The sequence below is a fragment of the Aquamicrobium ahrensii genome, assembly GCF_040545755.1.
In the GTDB taxonomy this organism is placed as follows: domain Bacteria; phylum Pseudomonadota; class Alphaproteobacteria; order Rhizobiales; family Rhizobiaceae; genus Mesorhizobium; species Mesorhizobium ahrensii.
Genome location: NZ_JBEPMN010000001.1, coordinates 394,050 through 413,400, shown reverse-complemented (window position 1 = coordinate 413,400; position 19,351 = coordinate 394,050). Strand labels below are relative to the sequence as shown.

Annotated in this window: 20 protein-coding genes; 14 read left to right on the top strand and 6 right to left on the bottom strand. The window is 60.8% G+C overall.

Annotated elements, in window-relative coordinates:
* Positions 1–86 precede the first annotated feature (86 nt).
* The 6 genes from dusB to ABID44_RS02055 all read left to right on the top strand — a co-directional run bounded on the left by dusB (position 87) and on the right by ABID44_RS02055 (position 8,053).
* Positions 87–1,109, top strand: a complete 1,023-nt coding sequence (dusB, locus tag ABID44_RS02080) for a tRNA dihydrouridine synthase DusB (RefSeq protein ID WP_354150011.1) — start codon at positions 87–89, stop codon at positions 1,107–1,109.
* Positions 1,106–2,248 (top strand): two-component system sensor histidine kinase NtrB, encoded by a 1,143-nt coding sequence (locus ABID44_RS02075; RefSeq protein WP_354150010.1) that lies wholly within the window; start codon positions 1,106–1,108, stop codon positions 2,246–2,248. Before dusB ends, ABID44_RS02075 begins: the two co-directional genes overlap by 4 nt.
* Positions 2,245–3,699, top strand: a complete 1,455-nt coding sequence (ntrC, locus tag ABID44_RS02070) for a nitrogen regulation protein NR(I) (RefSeq protein ID WP_354150009.1) — start codon at positions 2,245–2,247, stop codon at positions 3,697–3,699. The genes ABID44_RS02075 and ntrC overlap by 4 nt, the downstream gene beginning before the upstream one ends.
* Positions 3,700–3,815: 116 nt before the next feature.
* Entirely contained in the window at positions 3,816–6,098 is a 2,283-nt protein-coding gene (locus ABID44_RS02065; protein ID WP_354150008.1) for a sensor histidine kinase NtrY-like, read from the top strand.
* Positions 6,088–7,449, top strand: coding sequence for a nitrogen assimilation response regulator NtrX (ntrX, locus tag ABID44_RS02060; protein WP_354150007.1), 1,362 nt, complete (start codon positions 6,088–6,090; stop codon positions 7,447–7,449). Before ABID44_RS02065 ends, ntrX begins: the two co-directional genes overlap by 11 nt.
* 238 nt (positions 7,450–7,687) lie before the next feature.
* A complete protein-coding gene (locus ABID44_RS02055) occupies positions 7,688–8,053 on the top strand; it encodes a septal ring lytic transglycosylase RlpA family protein (RefSeq protein WP_354150006.1) in 366 nt (121 codons plus the stop codon).
* Between the two features lie 57 nt (positions 8,054–8,110).
* Here the strand turns inward: ABID44_RS02055 and gloA are convergent, their stop codons facing one another.
* On the bottom strand, positions 8,111–8,551 hold the full coding sequence (gloA, locus tag ABID44_RS02050; protein ID WP_354150005.1) for a lactoylglutathione lyase: 441 nt from the start codon (positions 8,549–8,551) through the stop codon (positions 8,111–8,113).
* Positions 8,552–8,780: 229 nt separating this feature from the next.
* Here gloA and ABID44_RS02045 point away from each other — a divergent pair, with 229 nt between their 5' ends.
* From ABID44_RS02045 to ABID44_RS02035, 3 genes are all read left to right on the top strand, one after another.
* Positions 8,781–9,347, top strand: coding sequence for a cold-shock protein (locus tag ABID44_RS02045; protein WP_354150189.1), 567 nt, complete (start codon positions 8,781–8,783; stop codon positions 9,345–9,347).
* Positions 9,348–9,584: 237 nt separating this feature from the next.
* The gene (locus tag ABID44_RS02040; RefSeq protein WP_354150004.1) at positions 9,585–10,124 is read left to right on the top strand and encodes a DUF192 domain-containing protein; all 540 of its coding nucleotides are present in this window, start codon (positions 9,585–9,587) and stop codon (positions 10,122–10,124) included.
* Positions 10,125–10,141: 17 nt separating this feature from the next.
* The gene (locus ABID44_RS02035) at positions 10,142–10,912 is read left to right on the top strand and encodes an alpha/beta fold hydrolase (RefSeq protein WP_354150003.1); all 771 of its coding nucleotides are present in this window, start codon (positions 10,142–10,144) and stop codon (positions 10,910–10,912) included.
* Between the two features lie 77 nt (positions 10,913–10,989).
* Here the strand turns inward: ABID44_RS02035 and ABID44_RS02030 are convergent, their stop codons facing one another.
* Positions 10,990–11,643: a hypothetical protein gene (locus ABID44_RS02030; RefSeq protein WP_354150002.1), complete on the bottom strand. Its 654-nt coding sequence runs from the start codon at positions 11,641–11,643 to the stop codon at positions 10,990–10,992.
* Positions 11,640–11,939 (bottom strand): DUF3572 domain-containing protein, encoded by a 300-nt coding sequence (locus tag ABID44_RS02025; RefSeq protein WP_354150001.1) that lies wholly within the window; start codon positions 11,937–11,939, stop codon positions 11,640–11,642. The genes ABID44_RS02030 and ABID44_RS02025 overlap by 4 nt, the downstream gene beginning before the upstream one ends.
* 258 nt (positions 11,940–12,197) lie before the next feature.
* Here ABID44_RS02025 and ABID44_RS02020 point away from each other — a divergent pair, with 258 nt between their 5' ends.
* Together ABID44_RS02020 and ABID44_RS02015 are read left to right on the top strand one after the other, a co-directional pair.
* Positions 12,198–12,554 carry a response regulator gene (locus ABID44_RS02020; RefSeq protein WP_084496673.1) on the top strand — a complete coding sequence of 119 codons (357 nt, stop codon included), beginning with the start codon at positions 12,198–12,200 and terminating at the stop codon, positions 12,552–12,554.
* Complete coding sequence (locus ABID44_RS02015; protein ID WP_354150000.1) at positions 12,551–13,924, top strand: PleD family two-component system response regulator; 1,374 nt, start codon at positions 12,551–12,553, stop codon at positions 13,922–13,924. Before ABID44_RS02020 ends, ABID44_RS02015 begins: the two co-directional genes overlap by 4 nt.
* 306 nt (positions 13,925–14,230) lie before the next feature.
* Here ABID44_RS02015 and ABID44_RS02010 read toward each other — a convergent pair whose 3' ends face one another.
* From ABID44_RS02010 to ABID44_RS02000, 3 genes are all read right to left on the bottom strand, one after another.
* The gene (locus ABID44_RS02010; protein ID WP_354149999.1) at positions 14,231–14,554 is read right to left on the bottom strand and encodes a BLUF domain-containing protein; all 324 of its coding nucleotides are present in this window, start codon (positions 14,552–14,554) and stop codon (positions 14,231–14,233) included.
* Between the two features lie 138 nt (positions 14,555–14,692).
* Positions 14,693–14,860: a 50S ribosomal protein L33 gene (gene rpmG, locus ABID44_RS02005; protein WP_035033210.1), complete on the bottom strand. Its 168-nt coding sequence runs from the start codon at positions 14,858–14,860 to the stop codon at positions 14,693–14,695.
* A gap of 136 nt (positions 14,861–14,996) precedes the next feature.
* Positions 14,997–16,946, bottom strand: coding sequence for an LTA synthase family protein (locus ABID44_RS02000; RefSeq protein WP_378226744.1), 1,950 nt, complete (start codon positions 16,944–16,946; stop codon positions 14,997–14,999).
* A gap of 218 nt (positions 16,947–17,164) precedes the next feature.
* Between ABID44_RS02000 and fabD the strand changes: the two genes are divergently transcribed.
* From fabD to ABID44_RS01985, 3 genes are all read left to right on the top strand, one after another.
* Positions 17,165–18,106, top strand: a complete 942-nt coding sequence (gene fabD, locus ABID44_RS01995; protein ID WP_354149998.1) for an ACP S-malonyltransferase — start codon at positions 17,165–17,167, stop codon at positions 18,104–18,106.
* A 41-nt stretch (positions 18,107–18,147) separates the two neighbouring features.
* Entirely contained in the window at positions 18,148–18,885 is a 738-nt protein-coding gene (gene fabG / locus ABID44_RS01990; RefSeq protein ID WP_354149997.1) for a 3-oxoacyl-[acyl-carrier-protein] reductase, read from the top strand.
* Positions 18,886–19,093: 208 nt separating this feature from the next.
* Complete coding sequence (locus ABID44_RS01985) at positions 19,094–19,330, top strand: acyl carrier protein (protein ID WP_035033204.1); 237 nt, start codon at positions 19,094–19,096, stop codon at positions 19,328–19,330.
* The last annotated feature ends 21 nt before the right edge of the window (positions 19,331–19,351 follow it).

Here is a 19,351-nt window from a genome sequence, read left to right as displayed (position 1 = left end):
CGTGAATGTGACATGATTGTGCATTGCGTCATTTTCTGAGATTGTTTAAACAATGTGCATAGAAAATATCTGCATGGTTTTTATGCATGTCTGATCACGCGATCCTGTCCACACCTTTGGATATAGGCGGCGTCGAAATTCGCAATCGCGTGTTTCTGGCGCCGATGTCGGGCGTCACCGACGAGCCTTTTCGCAAGCGGGCCTATGCCCACGGCGCGGGGCTCGTTGTCTCCGAAATGGTTGCAAGCGGCGAGCTGGCCAAAGGGCGTGCAGGGTTCGACCTGCGCATCCGCCATTCCGGGTTGCCGGTGCATATGGTGCAGCTTGCCGGGCGGGAGGCTGCGCACATGGCCGAGGCTGCGCGCATCGCAGTTGGCGAGGGCGCCGACATCATCGATATCAATATGGGTTGTCCCGCCAAGAAGGTGACGGGCGGCTATGCCGGTTCCGCCCTGATGCTCGACCTTGATCACGCGCTTTCGCTGATCGAAGCGGTCATCGGTGCGGTCGAGGCGCCCGTCACCGTCAAGATGCGGCTCGGCTGGGACGAGAATGTATTGAATGCGCCCCTTCTGGCGCTGCGCGCCGAGCAGGCCGGTGTCAGGATGGTGACCGTGCATGGGCGCACGCGCTGTCAGTTTTACAAGGGGAAGGCCGATTGGCGGGCGATTGCGCGCGTCAAGTCCGTTGTTTCCATCCCCGTCGCGGCCAATGGCGATGTCGGGTCGGTGGAAGACGCCGGCGTCATCCTCCGGCAATCGGGGGCCGATGCGGTCATGGTTGGGCGCGCGCACTACGGCGCGCCATGGAAGGCCGGTGAACTCGTTGCCGGCGTGTCCGGTGCGGTCGCGCCCGGAATTCCTCCATCCGGTGCTGGACTGGCCGGCTATGTCACCGCCCATTACGAGGACATGCTGTCGCTTTACGGCACGGAAAGCGGCTTGCGGCAGGCGCGCAAGCATCTGGGCTGGTATCTGGACCGCCATGCGTCGAACGTCGCGGCCGGGCAGCGAAAGGCATTGCTGACTTCAGGCGATCCCAAGGAGGTCGTGTCCCTTTTGAGCGAGATTTTTGGCGGGCAGAGCGGCGATGTGAGGGATGCGGCATGAGTTCGATACCGATCAAATCCGCCAATGCGGGCGATGCTGCGCAGATTCTGCTCAATACGATCCGGCGACCTGTAATCATGGTCGATTGCGAGGGGTACATTTCATTTGCCAATGTGGATGCGGAAGATTTTTTCCGCTCCAGCGCGTCCGTTCTGGCGCGAAGCACGCTGTCGAAGCTCATTCCGTTCGGCAGCCCGTTGCTGGCGCTGGTGGATCAGGTGCGGGAGCGTCATGCGCCGGTCAATGAGTATCGTGTCGACATTTCCTCTCCGCGGCTTGGTATCGAAAAGGTGGTGGACCTGTACGTCGCGCCGGTGCCGGAATTTCCGGGCTCGGTTGCGGTGATGTTTCAGGAGCGGTCGATGGCGGACAAGATCGACCGGCAGATGACCCATCGTGGTGCTGCGCGCTCGGTGACGGGGCTCGCAGCCATGCTGGCGCATGAGATCAAGAACCCGCTTTCGGGCATACGCGGCGCGGCGCAACTGCTCGAACAGTCGGCGTCGGATGAGGACAGGGGGCTGACGCGGCTGATCACGGAGGAAACCGACCGCATCGTTGCGCTGGTCGATCGCATGGAGATCTTCTCGGACGAGCGGCCGATTGACCGGTATCCGGTTAATATCCATGTGGTGCTCGACCGCGTGAAGGCGATCGCGAAAAACGGTTTCGCCAGAGGCGTCACCATTGCCGAGAACTACGATCCGTCGCTGCCGCCGGTCTACGGTAATCGCGATCAACTCATTCAGGTGTTCCTCAATCTGATCAAGAATGCCGCTGAAGCGGTGGGAAGCGATCCGCTGGGCGAGATCGTTCTGACGACCGCCTTTCGCCCGGGCATTCGCATGTCCGTGCCCGGCACTCAGGAGCGTGTGTCGCTGCCGCTGGAATTTTGCGTGCGCGACAATGGGCCGGGCGTGGCCGAGGATCTTTTGCCGATCCTGTTCGATCCTTTCATTACGACGAAGCCGAACGGCTCCGGGCTCGGGCTGGCGCTGGTCGCGAAGATCGTGGGCGAGCACGGCGGCATTGTCGAGTGTGAGTCGAATCCGCGCGGAACAACCTTTCGCGTGTTGATGCCGGCATGGAAGGAGACGACGCCGGACGAACAGGTTCCCAATGAAGGAAGGACCCGATGAGCGTGCATGGACAAATTCTTGTCGCCGACGACGATGCGGCGATCCGCACCGTCCTCACCCAGGCCTTGTCACGGGTCGGGCATGACGTGCGGGTCACCTCCAACGCCGCGACCTTGTGGCGTTGGGTGGCGGCGGGCGAGGGCGATCTGGTGATCACCGACGTGGTGATGCCGGACGAGAACGCCTTCGACATGCTGCCGCGCATCCGTAAGGCGCGCCCCGAACTGCCGGTGGTGGTGATGAGTGCGCAGAACACTTTCATGACCGCTATTCGCGCCTCGGAGGCGGGAGCGTACGAATATCTGCCGAAGCCATTCGATCTCACCGAACTGCTTGCCATCGTGCAGCGCGCTCTGGCGGAGCCGAGCAAGCCAAAGTCCGAGCAGAGGCCGGAAGACCAGCCCGACGCCATGCCGCTTGTTGGCCGCTCCGCAGCGATGCAGGACATCTACCGCATGCTGGCGCGCATGATGCAGACGGACCTCACGGTGATGATTTCTGGCGAATCCGGCACCGGCAAGGAACTGGTGGCGCGTGCGCTGCATGAATATGGCCGCCGCCGCAACGGACCTTTCGTCGCCATCAATATGGCGGCGATCCCGCGCGACCTGATCGAATCCGAGCTTTTCGGCCACGAGAAAGGGGCCTTCACCGGCGCCCAGAACCGATCGACAGGCCGCTTCGAGCAGGCCGAGGGTGGCACGCTGTTCCTCGACGAGATCGGCGACATGCCGATGGAAGCGCAAACGCGGCTTCTGCGCGTGCTCCAGCAGGGCGAGTACACCACAGTTGGCGGCCGCACCCCGATCCGCACCGATGTGCGCATCGTCGCCGCCACCAACAAGGATTTGCGCGCGCTCATCCATCAGGGCCTGTTTCGCGAGGATCTCTTCTACCGCCTGAATGTGGTGCCGCTGCGCTTGCCGGCGCTGCGCGAGCGCTCGGAAGACATTCCCGATCTGGTGCGCCATTTCTTCAAGCAGGGCGAGAAGGAAGGCTTGCAGACCAAGCGCATCGCGCCGGGCGGCGTCGAACTGATGAAGCGCTATCCCTGGCCGGGCAATGTGCGCGAACTGGAGAACTTGGTGCGCCGTCTGGCGGCTCTCTATGCGCAGGACGAGATTTCTACCGATATCATCGAGGCCGAGCTCGGCGCGGGCGAAAGGCCCGATCCGGTCGCCGCCGCCACGCTCATTCCGGAAAATCTCTCCATCGGACAGGCGATGGAGCACTACCTGCAACGCCATTTCGCTTCCTACGGGCCGTCGCTGCCGCCGCCCGGCCTCTACCAGCGGATTCTTGCCGAGGTGGAGCATCCGCTGGTGCTTGCGGCCATGACGGCCACGCGCGGCAACCAGATCAAGGCGGCGGAGCTTCTCGGGCTCAACCGCAACACGCTGCGCAAGAAGATTCGTGACCTTGGCGTCAGCATCTATAAATCGGCGGGCTGAGAACGCCGTCCGCTGATGCAAATGACAATCGGGCAAGCCACAATCTCGCCCGTTTTGTTGCATATTCGCCACAATGTTGCATACATGTAACGCGATTCATGATGCCATAGGGCGGTATGACGACTCACATACTCACCAGCGGCCGTTTGCGCCTGCCAAAAGGCCGCGCCCATGAAGGGCGACGCTTGCTGGCGCTGCCCGGCATCCTCGCGATATTGGGCGCGCTGCTCGCGGCGGGGGTGTCGTTCGCTATCCTTGTAGGCGCAACCCCGATTGCGCCTGATGGCAGGATTACGCTGCTTCTCATCTGCGTGAACGCCGCCTTCATCCTTGTGCTCGCCGCCTTGATCGGGCGCGAGATTCACCGCATCGTGATGGCGCGGCGCATCGGAAAAGCGGCGTCACGGCTGCATGTGCGCATCGTGGCCATGTTCGCGCTGGTGGCCGCCATTCCGGCCATCATGGTCGCTATAGTTGCATCGGTGACCCTCAATATCGGTCTCGACCGCTGGTTCGAAATCCGCACCAAGACCATTATCAACTCGTCGCTGTCCATTGCGGATGCCTATGTGCAGGAAAACGCTCGCAACCTGCAGGGCACCACTTTGTCGATGGCCTATGACCTCGACAATGCGCGAACGCTCTACGGACTCGACCGCACCGGCTTCCTGGACCTGATGAACAAGGAAGCGGCGGGCCGGGGCCTCGCCCATGCGGCGCTTCTGAAGTCGGACGGATCCTTCGTCATGAGCGCTCAAACGCCCGTCGATTTCGCCATGCCCGAACCGCCGGAAGGGGCCATACAGGAGGCCGAGAACGGGCCGCCGCTGCTGATCGAGCCGCGCACCCGCAACATCATGGGCGCCATCGTCAAGCTGCGGGAACTGGAAGGATTGTTTCTCTATACGATCCGCGTGATCGACCCTGAGGTGATCAAGGCCCGCGAGATCGTCCGCGCCAATGTCGACGAGTATCGTGGGCTGGAATCGAACAGGCGACCGTCGCAGATCGCCTTCGCGCTGCCCTATCTGTCGATGACGCTCATCATCATCCTGTCGGCGGTCTGGACCGGTATCGCCGTCGCTGACCGGCTGGTCCGGCCGATCCGCCAGCTCATCGGCGCGGCCGACGAAGTGGCCACCGGCAATCTCGACGTTGCGGTTCCGGTGCGGCCCTCCGACGGTGATGTCGCCTCGCTGGGCTCCACCTTCAACTACATGTTGCTGGAACTGAAATCGCAGCGCAACGAATTGCTGACGGCCAAGGACCAGATCGACGAGCGCCGGCGCTTCTCCGAAGCGGTTCTGGAGGGCGTGACGGCAGGCGTCATCGGCGTCGATGCGGACGGCATCGTCACCATCGTCAACCGGTCGGCGGAAACCATGCTGGCGATGGACGCCGAGACGGCCATCGGCCAGAACCTTTCCGTGTTGTTGCCCCTGGTGGGCCGCGCGTTCGAGATTGGCCGCAAATCCGACAGGCCGGTCTATCGCGAACAGGTGACATTCTATCGGGCGGGGGCGGAGCGCACCTTCAACATTCAGGTCACGATGGAAGAGGAAGACAATGAAGACGCTTCCAAATCCTACGTCGTGACGGTGGATGACATTACCGATCTCGTTCAGGCGCAGCGTTCTTCCGCATGGGCCGATGTGGCGCGCCGCATCGCCCACGAGATCAAGAACCCGCTGACGCCGATCCAGCTCTCGGCCGAACGCATCAAGCGCCGTTATGGCAAGGTCATCATCGAGGACCGCGAAGTGTTCGACCAGTGCACCGACACGATCATCCGTCAGGTCGGCGATATTGGCCGCATGGTGGACGAGTTCTCGTCCTTTGCCCGCATGCCGAAGCCGGACATGAAACAGATGGACCTGCGCGAGCCGTTGCGCGAGGCGTCCTTCCTGGTCGAAGTCAGCCGCCCTGATATCAGGTTCGAACGCGATTTCGGGAGCGAGCCGCTCCACGGCACGTTCGACAGCCGGCTTCTGGCGCAAGCCTTCGGCAACGTCATCAAGAATGCGTCGGAGGCCATGGAAGGCGTGGAGCGTGAGGACGGGGCCCCCGGCGTGATCCGTATTCGCGCTCTCCGGCAGGGCGATAGCATTCGCATCGATGTGACCGACAACGGCAAGGGGCTGCCGCGCGAGCATCGCCAAAGGCTGCTTGAGCCCTATATGACGACGCGCGACAAGGGCACGGGCCTTGGCCTCGCTATCGTCAAGAAGATCGTGGAAGACCATGGCGGTTGCCTGGAGCTCCACGACGCGCCCCAGGATTTCCATGGCGGAAAAGGCGCCATGGTCAGCATCATTCTCCCCGCCGCCGGAGGTTCGGCCCCCGCTTCCAGCGGCTCACCGTCTGAAAAAGAAACTGTAAAGGTCGAAAATGGCGTCTGATATTCTCATCGTCGACGACGAAGAAGACATTCGCGAACTGGTTGCGGGCATCCTTAGCGATGAAGGTCATGAGACCCGGACAGCGCATGATGCCGACAGCGCGTTGGCGGCGATCCAGGAGCGGGCGCCGCGTCTGATCTTCCTCGATATCTGGTTGCAGGGGTCGCGGCTGGACGGGCTGGCTTTGCTGGATGAGATCAAGACGCTCCACCCGAACCTGCCGGTGGTGATGATTTCCGGTCACGGCAATATCGAAACGGCGGTGTCCGCCATCCGGCGCGGGGCTTATGATTTCATCGAGAAGCCCTTCAAGGCGGATCGCCTGATCCTCGTGGCTGAACGGGCATTGGAAACCTCCAAGCTGAAGCGCGAGGTCTCCGATCTCAAACAGCGCAGCGGCGAAACATTCGATCTGATCGGCATGTCTTCCGCCATGAGCCAGTTGCGCCAGACAATCGAACGGGTGGCGCCGACCAACAGCCGGATCATGATCATCGGGCCTTCAGGATCCGGCAAGGAACTGGCGGCGCGCGCCATCCATGCGCTGTCGTCGCGCAAGAGCGGGCCCTTCGTGACGCTGAATGCAGCCAGCATCACGCCCGAACGCATGGAGATCGAGCTGTTCGGCACCGAGTCCAACGGCACTGAGCGCAAGGTCGGCGCGCTGGAGGAGGCGCATCGCGGCATACTCTATATCGACGAAGTGGCGGACATGCCGCGCGAAACGCAGAACAAGATCCTGCGCGTGCTTGTCGAGCAGCAGTTCGAGCGGGTTGGCGGCACCAAGCGTGTCAAGGTCGATGTGCGTATCATTTCCTCGACCGCCCAGAATCTCGAAGCCATGATCGCCGACGGCCGTTTCCGCGAGGACCTCTATCACCGTCTCGCTGTCGTGCCGGTGATGGTGCCGGGTCTGGCTGAACGTCGTGAAGACATTCCCTATCTGGTCGATCACTTCATGAAACAGGTGGCCCGGCAACTTGGCGTGAAGACCCGCCGTATCGGCGATGATGCGCTGGCCGTCCTTCAGGCTCACAATTGGCCCGGCAACGTCCGCCAGCTTCGCAACAACATCGAACGGCTGATGATCCTGGCGCGTGGCGACGACGCCGAAGCTCCCATTACCGCAGATCTGCTGCCCTCGGAGATTGGCGACGTGATGCCGCGCACGCCCGGACAGTCCGACCAGCACATCATGGCGCTGCCCCTGAGGGAAGCCCGGGAGCAATTCGAAAAGGATTATCTTATCGCCCAGATCAACCGTTTCGGGGGCAATATCTCGCGCACAGCCGAGTTCATAGGCATGGAACGTTCCGCGCTACACCGGAAGCTTAAATCGCTGGGGGTTTGATAGTTTTCCGGAACAGTTTTTCAGGGTCAAATATTTCCGGAAGAAAGACCAACGTCTCAGGAGTTGCTTCTTCGTGAATTGTCGGAGGTGATCATCGGAAGTTTCGCCCGATGCTCCTGACAAACTGTTTCCACAGGAATCCAAATGTGTGCCCGAGAGGCGAATCAGGGGCTTGAGCGCCTTATTTGTCTCATCATTCCTTGTCTAGTCGCTCCGTACGATCAACGGAGCAATTTTTATGAGACGAGTGAGCGGGCTGGCCGTGGCCCTGGCTGCTGCTGCCGTCGGTGTAACGATGGGCGCTTCCACAACCGACGCTTCCGCAAGCATACAATGTGGCAGGGCCTCATGGTATGCGTTGCATTCCAAAACGGCCTCCGGCGAGCGCATGAACCCTGCGGCTTTGACCGCCGCGCATCGCACGCTGCCTTTCGGCACGCGCCTGAAAGTCACCAACAAGAAGAACGGCAAGAGCGTGGTCGTGCGCATCAATGATCGCGGGCCGTTCGTGAAGGGCAGGGTGCTCGATCTGTCGAAGGCCGCCGCGAACGAACTCGGTTTCATCCGTTCCGGCCACACCTCGATCTGCATGGCGAAAGCCTGATCTGCGCTGTTCACGTATTCAAGGCCGCCGCGGCTCAGGTCACGGCGGCCCTTTTTGTCACCAGTTTCCGGTGTTGGGCATCGAGGCCCAGGGCTCGGCCTTTTCCTGCGCCGCACCTTTTTGCAGCAATTCGATTGAAATGCCGTCCGGCGATTTGATGAACGCCATGTAGCCGTCGCGCGGCGGGCGATTGATCGTGACACCCTTGTCCATAAGGCTCTGGCACGTCTGGTAAATATCGTCCACCTCATAGGCGAGATGGCCGAAGTTGCGGCCACCGGAATAGCTTTCCGGATCCCAGTTGTAGGTGAGTTCAAGCAGCGGCGCACTTTCTCCGCGGCCACGGCTTTCGTCCTGGCCAGCGGCAAGGAAAATCAGGGTGAAACGTCCCTGTTCGTTTTCTTGCCGCCGCACTTCCTTCATGCCAAGCTTGTCGCAATAGAAATCAAGTGAAGCGTCGACGTCGGCGACGCGGACCATTGTGTGCAGATAACGCATGGAAACCTCCTGAACGGAGCCGCAACATAGGGTCGCACAGCCGATGCGGCAACCACGGGAATTTGCAATGCAACTCAATGATAGGTGCAAAATGCATCTCGGGTCTTGCGTAACCGCGAAGCGGCAATGCTATCCTCCGGTTGAAGAATCAGTTGCGTGTTGACGAAAAGGGGGCGGTCTTATGGGGGAAAAGGCCTCTTTCATGGGGCGGGATGTGGAGCGGGGCGACATGATTTCCCGTGAGGATGAGGCTGCCCGCGAAGGACGGAACGAGAGCGCCGATCTGACCGAGGTTTCCGGCGCGATCAAGTGGTTCGATGTCGCCAAGGGGTATGGCTTCATCCTGCCTGATGAGGCGCATCTCGGGGATATTCTTCTTCACGTCACCTGTCTGCGCCGCGACGGTTTCCAGACCGCGCAGGAGGGCGCCCGCGTGGTTTGCCTCGTGAAGCAGGGCGAACGCGGTTTGCAGGCGTTCAAGGTGCTGTCGATGGATATGTCGACCGCCGTGCATCCGACCGAAATGCCGGCGCAGCGCACGCATGTGACTGTAACGCCCGAGAGCGGTCTCGAACGAGCCCTGGTGAAGTGGTTCAACAGGACCAAGGGGTTCGGCTTTCTCACACGTGGCGAAGGCACGGAGGATATTTTTGTCCATATGGAAACGCTGCGTCGTTTCGCCGTGACCGAACTCCGGCCGGGGCAGGTGGTTCTGGTGCGTTTCGGGCGCGGGGAAAAAGGGCTCATGGCCGCCGAAATCCATCCCGATATGGGAACGCTGCCGATTTCGCACTGAAGCCTGAAGCAGCGCGTCGCGATCTTCAGGCACGCTTGCCGCGCATCAAGCTGTTCTTTCGATGGTTATCCCGAAACCGGCTTTGGCGTTCAGGCAATTCTTTCCGACAGCATCCGTATCGCCTGCAATCCCGTCGAAACGGCCAGCGGTCGGACCTTTTCTCCATTCCTGTCGCCTTGCCCGGAAAGCCGCTCAGGGCATAAGGTGCGGCCAGCAACCGTTCCAGTGAGGCGAGTCATGAAAGCAGGCCGGTGGGGTTCGGCAGCCGCCGCGATTTTTCTGGCGGCGACCATGACGGCTGCGCCACAATCATGTTTTGCCCGGAATGATGACGCCTCTATCGAGCAACCGATGCTGCTTCCGATCGACACTGCGCCTCTGGTGATCGTCACAAAATCCGGCGCGCGCGCCTTCAACATCGAGATTGCCGATGACGCCGTCAAACGATCTGCGGGATTGATGTATCGTCAGTCCATGCCCGATGACCGGGGCATGCTGTTCATTTTCGAGGAAGCGCGGCCGGTGAGTTTCTGGATGAAGAACACGCCGATGGCGCTCGATCTTTTGTTCATCGCGGAAGATGGGCGCATCGTCTCGATTCTCCCAGGCGAGCCCTTTTCGCCGGCCATCATCTCCCCGGGCGAACCTGCCCGATATGTGCTTGAACTGAAGGCCGGAACGGCCGAAAGAGAGGGCGTCACGGAAGGCGACCTTGTCGAACATCCCAGGATGAAGGCGACCGGAGCAACAGGCGGCTCATCAAGCCGGGGCGGCTGAACAAAACGGAAAATGGCATGCAGTTCTTTACGCACGATGGTTTCGATCTGGCCTTTCTCGATCGCCAGCCGACGCGGGGAAAAGGCGATCCTGTGCTGCTCATTCACGGATTTGCCTCAACCCACCATGTGAACTGGGTATCGCCCGGCTGGTTCAAGACGCTCAATGATGCAGGTTATCGGGTGATCGCGCTCGACAACCGCGGCCATGGCGCCTCGACCAAGAGCTATGATGGGGCGGATTACACGCCTTCGGCAATGGCGTCGGACGCGGTCGCCCTGCTCGATCACCTCGGCATCGAGAAGGCCCATGTCATGGGGTATTCGATGGGGGCTCGCGTTTCGGCTTTTCTGGCGCTTTCGGAGCCGGAGAAGGTCGCCACCCTGGTGTTCGGCGGTCTGGGCATAGGCATGGTGGACGGTGTAGGCGACTGGGATCCGATCGCGGCCGCTTTGCTGGCTGACGATCCGAGCAAAATCACGCATCCGCGCGGACGGTCTTTCCGCGCCTTCGCCGACCAGACGCGCAGCGACCGCAGGGCGTTGGCCGCCTGCATATCCAACTCGCGCGAAATCCTCAGCGAAGAGGATATGGCGCGCATCACCCAGCCGACGCTGATTGCGGTCGGCGACAGGGACGATATTGGTGGCTCGCCCGGGGAGTTGGCGGCCCTGATGCCCAACGCCACGCCTTTCGCCATTGAAGGCCGCGACCATATGCTTGCGGTGGGCGACAAGACGTTCAAGCAGCGGGTGCTGGAGTTTTATGCCGAGCACGCGCTGGATTAAAGCATCGGACCGAAAAGTGGAATCCGGTTTTCGGAAAATCCGACGCCCAATCAAAATGTTAGCGGCTCCTTATTAATTCAGAAACCGAGCGCCATGGCGATTTTGGGGGTCGCGTCGTGCCAGTCATGCACGGCGGTGATGTCGTCGGGCAATGGTGGCATGAATTCGCGCAGGCTGTTATCCGCCATCAGGTGAAAGAGGCTGGCGTCCGACACGAATTCACGCGCCGAAATCAGGTTCGGCGGCTGATCGTCGACAAAGGCGACAGGTCGGTTGCCGGGGCCGCGCAAGCGAGCGACGGCAGGGCCTTTCGCCATTTCGGTGGTCAGCAACGGGTAGGGCAAGCCGAGCGCCCCGAGATGAGCGCGCCGGGTTTCGCGGTGCTTGTGCGGCATGGCCGTCAGCAGGACGATCTCGGCCCGATCCTCGAAACTGGCGAGCGCTTCAGGCGCGCCATCGGTAATGCTCTGCCAATCGGCCTGGCCGGCGAAGAAGTCGTCCAGCAGCGCCGTCACTTCGGGTTGCTCAACCAGCCTGCCTGTAGCCGTTTCGGCTATATTGCCGGTCAGCCTGAAGGAGGCCATGGTCAGCCTCAGGCCACGCTGTTCCAGAAATCGCGGAAATGGACGGATGAATTCCAGCAGCACGTCATCCACGTCCAGGATGAGAAGCGGCCTGTCATCGGAGGATAGTTCCTCAATTTGGCGAAGGGTTTCGGGGTCGACGCTCATATCGAACTTTCATAACTGGTGTCGCCTGACGGCAGATGCCGCAGGGTCTCACCGACGGTGGATGGAGGTATCCCTGACGCTTCGCAGAAACGCATCAGGGTGGGTTCATGCGCCAGCAGGAACTGAAGGACCCCGGCCAGAAAACCCGGCTCACGCGCAGCAAGGCGGATGGAACCGGCATCGATGCCGGTGATCGCAAGAAAACGTGGCAAAAGTTCGGGATCGGACGCAATGAAGCCGAGAGCCTGAACGGCCACGGCTTCCGCCTGTTCACGCATTGACCCTGCGCCCGTCATCGTTAACCTCTTGCCTGTCTGTCGTGTATGCTCGAATCGCAACGGCAGGGTATGTCAATTGCCGGACACGGCAAGTTTCGTATGCTGCCTGTGGACAGCAGACCGGATCATGCGCAATTTTCGAAGGTTGGTTTCCGTTTCATCAATCATCTTCGCGTAGCGTATCGGTTGGGTTTGATGCGGTCCGACCAGATTGCAGGGGGCGATGTCATTCGGCCGAATGACAATCGCGACGGGAAGTCGATGCCGAAAAAGGTAATGATCGTCGAAGATAACGAGCTCAACATGAAGCTCTTTCGCGACCTCATCGAGGCCAGCGGTTACGAAACCGTGCGCACGCGGAACGGTCTGGAGGCGCTCGATCTGGCGCGCACGCACAAGCCCGACCTGATCCTCATGGACATACAGCTTCCCGAAGTGTCCGGACTGGAAGTGACCAAATGGCTGAAGGAAGACGATGAACTCCATGTCATTCCGGTGATCGCCGTCACCGCCTTCGCCATGAAGGGAGATGAGGAGCGCATCCGCCAGGGTGGCTGCGAAGCCTATATTTCCAAGCCGATTTCGGTGCCGCGCTTCATAGAGACGATAAAATCCTATCTGGGGGATGCATGACTGCGCGCATCCTTGTCGTTGACGACATTCCTGCAAACGTTCGCCTGCTCGAGGTTCGCCTTCTGGCCGAGTATTTCGAGGTCGTCACCGCCAATTCCGGAGCCGAGGCGCTGGAGATCTGCGAGACGAGCAAGGTCGATGTGGTTTTGCTCGATGTGATGATGCCGGAAATGGATGGTTTCGAGGTTTGCCGCCGCCTCAAGAGCGATCCGGCAACTGCGCATCTGCCCGTGGTCATGATCACAGCGCTCGATCATGTGGCGGACCGTGTTCGCGGGCTTGAAGCCGGCGCTGACGACTTCCTCACCAAGCCGGTCAACGATCTGCAACTCATGACACGGGTGAAGAGCCTCGTCCGGCTCAAGATGCTGACCGATGAACTGCGGCTTCGCACGTCGACAGCGGCGAACATCGGCCTTGAGAATCTTCTGGACCGCGGCGGCGGGGCCGAGCAGGAGCCGGCAAGGGTCCTGCTTATGGACGCGCGCACGGAGACTTACGAAAAGATCCGCTCCAGGCTGAAAGGCGGCATCCAGCTCGATCTGGCGACCGATCCGAACGCGGGGCTCTTCCAGGCGGCGGAAGGCGGATATGAATGCGTGATCGTGTCGACCGCGCTGCCGGACGTCGATCCGTTGAGGCTTTGCTCGCAACTGCGATCGCTGGATCGCACCCGTTTCCTGCCAATCATCCTGCTGGCGGATCGGGATGATGATGCGCGCATCATCCGGGGTCTCGAACTTGGCGTGAACGACTTTTTCGTCAGGCCGATCGAACCTCACGAGCTGACGGCGCGGCTTGTCACGCAAATCAGGCGCAAGCGCTACAACGACCGCCTGCGCGCCAGCGTCGCCCAGTCGATAGAGATGGCGGTGACGGATGCGCTGACCGGGCTGCATAATCGGCGCTATCTGGATAATCACCTGCAGACCCTGTTCGAACGGGCGGTGGTGCGCCGGCGGCCTTTGTCCGTGATGATCGTGGATCTCGACCGTTTCAAGTCGATCAACGACAGCTTCGGCCATGACGGGGGCGACGACGTGCTGCGCGAATTTGCACGCCGCCTGCGCCAGAACATGCGTGGCATCGATCTGATCTGCCGGTTCGGCGGGGAGGAATTCGTCGTCGTCATGCCGGATACCGACGGGCCGGTTGCCGAAAAGGTCGCCGAGCGGATACGTGCGGAAATTGCTCGCACGCCCTTTGCCATCGGCAAGGAAGGGCAAGCGGTCAACGTGACGATCAGCGTGGGGGTTTCATCCCTCAGGGGCCAGGCCGACGATGCGGGAGCGCTGCTGAAACGAGCCGATATGGCGCTTTACGAGGCCAAGAGAAGCGGCCGCAACAAGGTGGTTGGCAAGGCGGCATAAGCCTGCCGCTCCGGCAATCCGCCAACTGCTTAAGGTTGACGGTTTACGTTAATTACGCCACGTCGATAATCGTGGTTAAGAAATGGTTGATTTTCGGTTCCCCTTGCGCGACGTTGCAGGCCATGGGCATGGAAGAAATATCCGCGTCCGAAGGAATACCCCATGTTTCTCAGGTCCGCCGCATCTCCTGGGTTCCGTGGGGTCGGCCGGCCGGCCTTGGCAATAGTGGCCTCCTCGTACCGCTGCCATCGCCGACCGGCCCCCGATCCTCCAAAATCATAACCATGCTGCAACGGGCTTTTGCTTTCACAGCGAAAAGGCGAGCGTGACGATGTCGACCATCGGCCGGCGCACCATGCCCCAATCCTCGAAAGCAGGCTTCTCGATCGTGCTGATATCGAGTTCAACCACACCGTAATGGCGCTGGTCGCGCTGAATGGATTCGAAAAGCTGTTCCACCGCCTCCCTCGGCCCTTCAAGGATCTGGCAGACCCGCTCGCCCTCGACGGCGAGAATACCGGTAATGGAATGCCGCCTATTGAAAGCGGCAGCCTTTTCGGTGATCCCGTCGATGTCAGCATCGGTGATATGGGGACGAAAGGTGGAGGTGTAGGTAAGGCGGATGAGCATACGTACAGGCCTTTCGGTCTGGATCATGGCGCGCGGGAAGTGTTTCTTAAATGGGGAAAAAAGTCACGCTGAGAGAAGTGAGCGCAAACAAAAAATGCCGCCTGAAAGGCGGCATTTCGAAAATCCGGAATATGAAGATTACTTGATCTTCGTTTCCTTGAATTCGACGTGCTTCTTCACGACCGGATCGTACTTGCGGAAGGAGAGCTTGTCCGTCTTCGTGCGGCTGTTCTTGCTGGTCACATAGAAGAAGCCGGTGTCGGCGGTCGAAAGAAGCTTGATCTTGATGTTCGCGGCTTTTGCCATGATGCTCGTCCGTTTATGTTCCTGGGGTTAAGCCGCAACAATACGGGGCGGCGCCCGGAAGCGGAAACTTGGCGCGACACATACTGGATGCGCCCGGAATGTCAAGTCTCCGCTCGCCTTTCGTCCAAATCCCGTCTCAGCTTGCGTGTGCAATGATGTCGCCGATCGTCTCCGGGAAGAAGCCCGGCGCGGCGTGATGCTTGCCGAACATCATGTCGTACTGGAGATAGCGGAAATCACGGATCGCGGGATCGATCTCCTTCTGCCGCGCCCACTCCAGCGAGGCTTCGCCATCGCCCGAAAGAAGCAGGGAGCGCTCCACCACATGATAGCGCTGATGAAGATCGCCGAGGAAACCGGTGTAATAGGGGTGGCTGATGCCGGCCACGTTGAACACATGCAGTGGTAGGAAGGCCGGGCTGACCGCGCCCAGCCCATCTGCCTTGCCGGAACGATTCGACCACACGACCAGCGGCGTCGAGCGGTGCAGGAGCATATTTTCCGGCGTGTCCTTGCGCGGCGCGACATTGGTCTTGAGGAAACCCGTCTCGACATAGACCGGTCCCAGCGGCGGCAGATGATCGCCGAAGAAGGCGATGACGGTCGGCCGCTCCCGCTTCTGCGCCCAGTCGATCAGGCGCTGCAGCTCACGGTCCGAATCGGCTGCGCCTTCGGCAAAACTGGCGAGAGAAGCGCGCGCCCATTCACTGGTTTGCGCATGAACATCATGAACGACGTTGCCGTACCGATTCGGCTCGTAGGGCCCGTGATTCTGGAGGCTTACGGCGAAAAGAAACAATGGGTTCTCAGCAGCATCGGCTGAGGCGATGATCTCGTCGGTCATCGATTCGTCGGAGACGAGGGGGCCACGCTTTACCGCGCTCGCCATCGTCTTTTCCGAGCGGAATTCGTCAAAGCCGAACGCCTTGTAGACATTGCTGCGATTCCAGAACCAATCGGTGCCCGGATGGATGGCCAGCGTCTGATAGCCTTCGGCGCGCAGGAAGGTGGCCATGGACGGCAGCGGCTTGCGCACATATTGCTGGTAGGGAATGCTTCCTGCCGGAAGGAAAGCGTTGGAGAAGCCGGTCAGCGCCTCGAACTCGACATTCGCCGTCATGCCGCCGAATTCCGGCGAGAACATTTCACCCGACTGAAGTGCGCGGGTGGAGGCAATCGGATCGGGCGTAATGGTGACGCCGGTCAGCTTGCCGGCATCCCAGAACGATTCGCTCATCACCATGATGATGTCGGGCCGCTCGTCCGGAAGCGCGGTGTCCACTGCGGGCTTCGGCACGGAATCGATAGCCTTGTCGGAATAGCCGTTGGGCGCGGCCACATGGGCCATCGGCACATTGAGCGCGAAGGCGAGGGTGAAGCCGTTGCTCGCGTAATTTTCCTTCTGGTCCCACATCATCGGGATGATCTGGAGCCGGTCGCGCGTCCAGGAGAAGGTGGCGTAGTCCATCAGCGAGACGAAAAAGGCGAGGGCCGGCAGCGCGAGCACGAGACGGGCTGCGCGGCCCTTGTAGCTCATGCGCGGCACCCGACGCTGAACGAAGCGCCATGTATAGAGCAAGGCGGTTATCGCCAGAACGAGCCCCAGAACCAGCGCTGCGCCCGTCCACGGGCGCTCGCCCACCAGCAATGGCAGCAATTCAATGATCTGGCGTGCAAAAAGAATGTCGGTCGGAAACAGCGGATCGCCCAGATAAAGCGATTTCTGGTAGCCTACGAAGGCAAGTGTCAGGGTCAGAGGCGCGACAGCTAGCAATGCGAGCCAAGCGCGACCGAGGATGGCGTCAAGCCCGAGTAAAACGAGAGCGAACACCAGAACCGTGGTCCAGCCGGGCTTGTAAGGTTGCGCGAAGAAGGCCACGGCGCCGGCAAAATCGCCCCGGAACACCCATTCGATGGCGAAGACCAGCGCGGCGGATGCAAGGACCATCAGCACCGCATGACGGATGCCTGTAACCATCGCCGCACCGCGCTTGCGGGAGGCGATTTCACCCGCCTGCAGCGCTTTTTCCGCAAAATCTGGTCTGCCGTTCGCCAACTCACATTTCCCTGTGGAACGCCTTGTCATGCAACTGTCATGCTTATGTCACGAAAAGCTATGGCGTGTGGCGAAATTGGGAAGAGCCGGCCAAAGAATCGTGTTCCGTTTTAACGATACGTGATCCCTTGCAACCCATAGGAAGCAGGGGCGAAAGCCGCCTCACGGTCCCGCAAAATGGGCCTGGGCTTGACTTGGCGGGCTGCAATGCGCGACACGCTGGGCCAAAGCGCAAAGCGAGGCGGATAATGACGATCGCATTCACCTTTCCGGGGCAGGGTAGCCAAACCGCAGGCATGGGCAAGGAACTGGCGGAAGCCTTTCCCGAGGCCCGTCAGGTGTTTGAGGAAGTTGACGAGGCGCTTGGCGAGAAGCTCTCCAAGCTGATCTTCGAGGGGCCCGAGGACACGCTTACCCTGACCGCCAATGCGCAGCCCGCGCTGATGGCGGTATCGCTGGCGGCCATGCGCGCGCTGGAATCGCGCGGCTTCTCTCTTAAGGACAAGGTCGCCTATGTGGCCGGTCATTCGCTCGGCGAATATTCAGCGCTCGCCGCGGCCGGTTTCGTGTCCATTGGCGATGCGGCGCGTCTGCTGCGCATTCGCGGCAACGCCATGCAGGCTGCGGTGCCTCCCGGCGAAGGCGCCATGGCCGCAATCATCGGTCTCGAACAGCGCGACGTTGACGCCGCCTGCACGGAAGCCGCGCAGGGAGAGGTCTGCCAGATCGCCAATGACAATGGCGGCGGTCAGCTCGTTATTTCGGGCAGCAAGGCGGCTGTCGAGCGCGCGGCCGCGCTCTGCACCGGCAAGGGCGCCAAACGCGCGCTGATGTTGCAGGTCTCCGCGCCCTTCCACAGCGCGCTGATGACGCCGGCGGGAGACGCCATGCGCGAAGCGCTGGCAGGCGTGCAACGCAGCGCTCCGGTCGTTCCGGTGGTGTCCAATGTATCGGTGGAGCCGACCAGCGACCCCGATCTGATCACCGCGCGTCTGGTCGAACAGGTGACGGGCAGGGTTCGCTGGCGGGAAACAGTCGAGTGGTTCGGGGCCAATGGAGTCGCCACTCTTTATGAAATTGGCGCTGGAAAGGTGCTTTCCGGACTTGCGCGTCGTATAAATCGCGATATCGCTGTCAGTTCCGTCGGAACGCCGGCCGATGTGGATGCGGCGCTCGCCGCTCTCGGCTGAGTTCGGGCGAGTTGCTTCGCGGCGTTGAAGGAGAGGCAGGAATGTTTGATCTGACTGGCCGCAAGGCGCTGGTTACGGGCGCGACAGGCGGCATCGGCGAAGCCATCGCCCGCTTGCTGCATGCGCAGGGCGCTGTTGTCGGCCTGCACGGCACGCGCGTCGAAAAGCTTGAAGCGCTGGCTGGCGAGCTTGGTGACCGCGTGAAGCTGTTTCCGGCCAATCTTTCGGACCCTGCCGGGGTCAGGGAGCTTGGCCAGAAGGCGGAAGCAGAGCTGGAAGGCGTGGATATTCTGGTCAACAACGCCGGCATAACGCGCGACGGGCTTTTCGTGCGCATGAGCGACGCGGACTGGGATGATGTCATCAACGTCAATCTCTCGGCCGTGTTCCGGCTGACGCGGGAACTGACCCATCCGATGATGCGCCGTCGCCATGGTCGCATCATAAACATCAGTTCGGTGGTGGGCGTCACCGGAAATCCCGGCCAGGCCAATTACTGCGCCTCGAAGGCAGGCGTTATCGGCTTTTCCAAGTCGCTGGCGCAGGAGATCGCCACTCGCAACATCACGGTCAACTGCGTCGCGCCCGGCTTCATCGAATCGGCGATGACCGACAAGCTCAACGACAAGCAGAAGGAAACCATCATGTCGGCCATCCCTGCCAGGCGCATGGGAACCGGCGAGGAGGTCGCCGCCGCCGTTGCCTATCTTGCTTCGAACGAGGCTTCCTATATCACCGGCCAGACCATTCATGTGAATGGCGGCATGGCGATGATCTAGGGGAATGATCCAGGGCTACGACCTGGTGATAGTCGGCATTTCATCTTGGATACGGGCTGGAATTCGTGTAATGCGGCCCGCAATTCCTTGGCGTTCGCCGGAAGCGGCCTGCTTCGTAGCGTTTCTTGCAGGACCATCTTTTCAACTTGATTAGCGTCATTGTGACCGCTAACGAAGACAGACCTAACCTGAAGACGAGGATGCCCAAATGAGTGACACCGCAGAGCGCGTCAAGAAGATCGTTATCGAGCATCTCGGCGTCGACGCCGACAAGGTGACCGAGCAGGCCAGCTTTATCGACGATCTCGGCGCAGACAGCCTCGACACGGTCGAGCTCGTGATGGCGTTCGAGGAAGAGTTCGGCGTAGAGATTCCTGACGACGCAGCCGAGACGATCCTGACCGTCGGCGACGCCGTCAAGTTCATCGACAAGGCTTCCGCCTGATTTCTCCGGCGGATATCGATT

What these genes read in the sequence shown, in the direction of transcription:
- dusB (WP_354150011.1), top strand. Translation starts at nt 87, where the DNA reads ATGTCTGATCACGCGATCCTGTCCACACCTTTGGATATAGGCGGCGTC.
- ABID44_RS01985 (WP_035033204.1), top strand. Translation starts at nt 19,094, where the DNA reads ATGAGTGACACCGCAGAGCGCGTCAAGAAGATCGTTATCGAGCATCTC.
- ABID44_RS02030 (WP_354150002.1), bottom strand. Translation starts at nt 11,643, where the DNA reads ATGAGCGTCGACCCCGAAACCCTTCGCCAAATTGAGGAACTATCCTCC.
- ABID44_RS02010 (WP_354149999.1), bottom strand. Translation starts at nt 14,554, where the DNA reads ATGCTCATCCGCCTTACCTACACCTCCACCTTTCGTCCCCATATCACC.
- ABID44_RS02020 (WP_084496673.1), top strand. Translation starts at nt 12,198, where the DNA reads ATGATCGTCGAAGATAACGAGCTCAACATGAAGCTCTTTCGCGACCTC.
- ABID44_RS02015 (WP_354150000.1), top strand. Translation starts at nt 12,551, where the DNA reads ATGACTGCGCGCATCCTTGTCGTTGACGACATTCCTGCAAACGTTCGC.
- ABID44_RS02000 (WP_378226744.1), bottom strand. Translation starts at nt 16,946, where the DNA reads ATGACAAGGCGTTCCACAGGGAAATGTGAGTTGGCGAACGGCAGACCA.
- ABID44_RS02045 (WP_354150189.1), top strand. Translation starts at nt 8,781, where the DNA reads ATGATTTCCCGTGAGGATGAGGCTGCCCGCGAAGGACGGAACGAGAGC.
- ABID44_RS02055 (WP_354150006.1), top strand. Translation starts at nt 7,688, where the DNA reads ATGAGACGAGTGAGCGGGCTGGCCGTGGCCCTGGCTGCTGCTGCCGTC.
- ABID44_RS02035 (WP_354150003.1), top strand. Translation starts at nt 10,142, where the DNA reads ATGCAGTTCTTTACGCACGATGGTTTCGATCTGGCCTTTCTCGATCGC.
- ABID44_RS02040 (WP_354150004.1), top strand. Translation starts at nt 9,585, where the DNA reads ATGAAAGCAGGCCGGTGGGGTTCGGCAGCCGCCGCGATTTTTCTGGCG.
- ABID44_RS02065 (WP_354150008.1), top strand. Translation starts at nt 3,816, where the DNA reads ATGACGACTCACATACTCACCAGCGGCCGTTTGCGCCTGCCAAAAGGC.
- fabD (WP_354149998.1), top strand. Translation starts at nt 17,165, where the DNA reads ATGACGATCGCATTCACCTTTCCGGGGCAGGGTAGCCAAACCGCAGGC.
- fabG (WP_354149997.1), top strand. Translation starts at nt 18,148, where the DNA reads ATGTTTGATCTGACTGGCCGCAAGGCGCTGGTTACGGGCGCGACAGGC.
- gloA (WP_354150005.1), bottom strand. Translation starts at nt 8,551, where the DNA reads ATGCGTTATCTGCACACAATGGTCCGCGTCGCCGACGTCGACGCTTCA.
- ABID44_RS02075 (WP_354150010.1), top strand. Translation starts at nt 1,106, where the DNA reads ATGAGTTCGATACCGATCAAATCCGCCAATGCGGGCGATGCTGCGCAG.
- ntrC (WP_354150009.1), top strand. Translation starts at nt 2,245, where the DNA reads ATGAGCGTGCATGGACAAATTCTTGTCGCCGACGACGATGCGGCGATC.
- rpmG (WP_035033210.1), bottom strand. Translation starts at nt 14,860, where the DNA reads ATGGCAAAAGCCGCGAACATCAAGATCAAGCTTCTTTCGACCGCCGAC.
- ntrX (WP_354150007.1), top strand. Translation starts at nt 6,088, where the DNA reads ATGGCGTCTGATATTCTCATCGTCGACGACGAAGAAGACATTCGCGAA.
- ABID44_RS02025 (WP_354150001.1), bottom strand. Translation starts at nt 11,939, where the DNA reads ATGACGGGCGCAGGGTCAATGCGTGAACAGGCGGAAGCCGTGGCCGTT.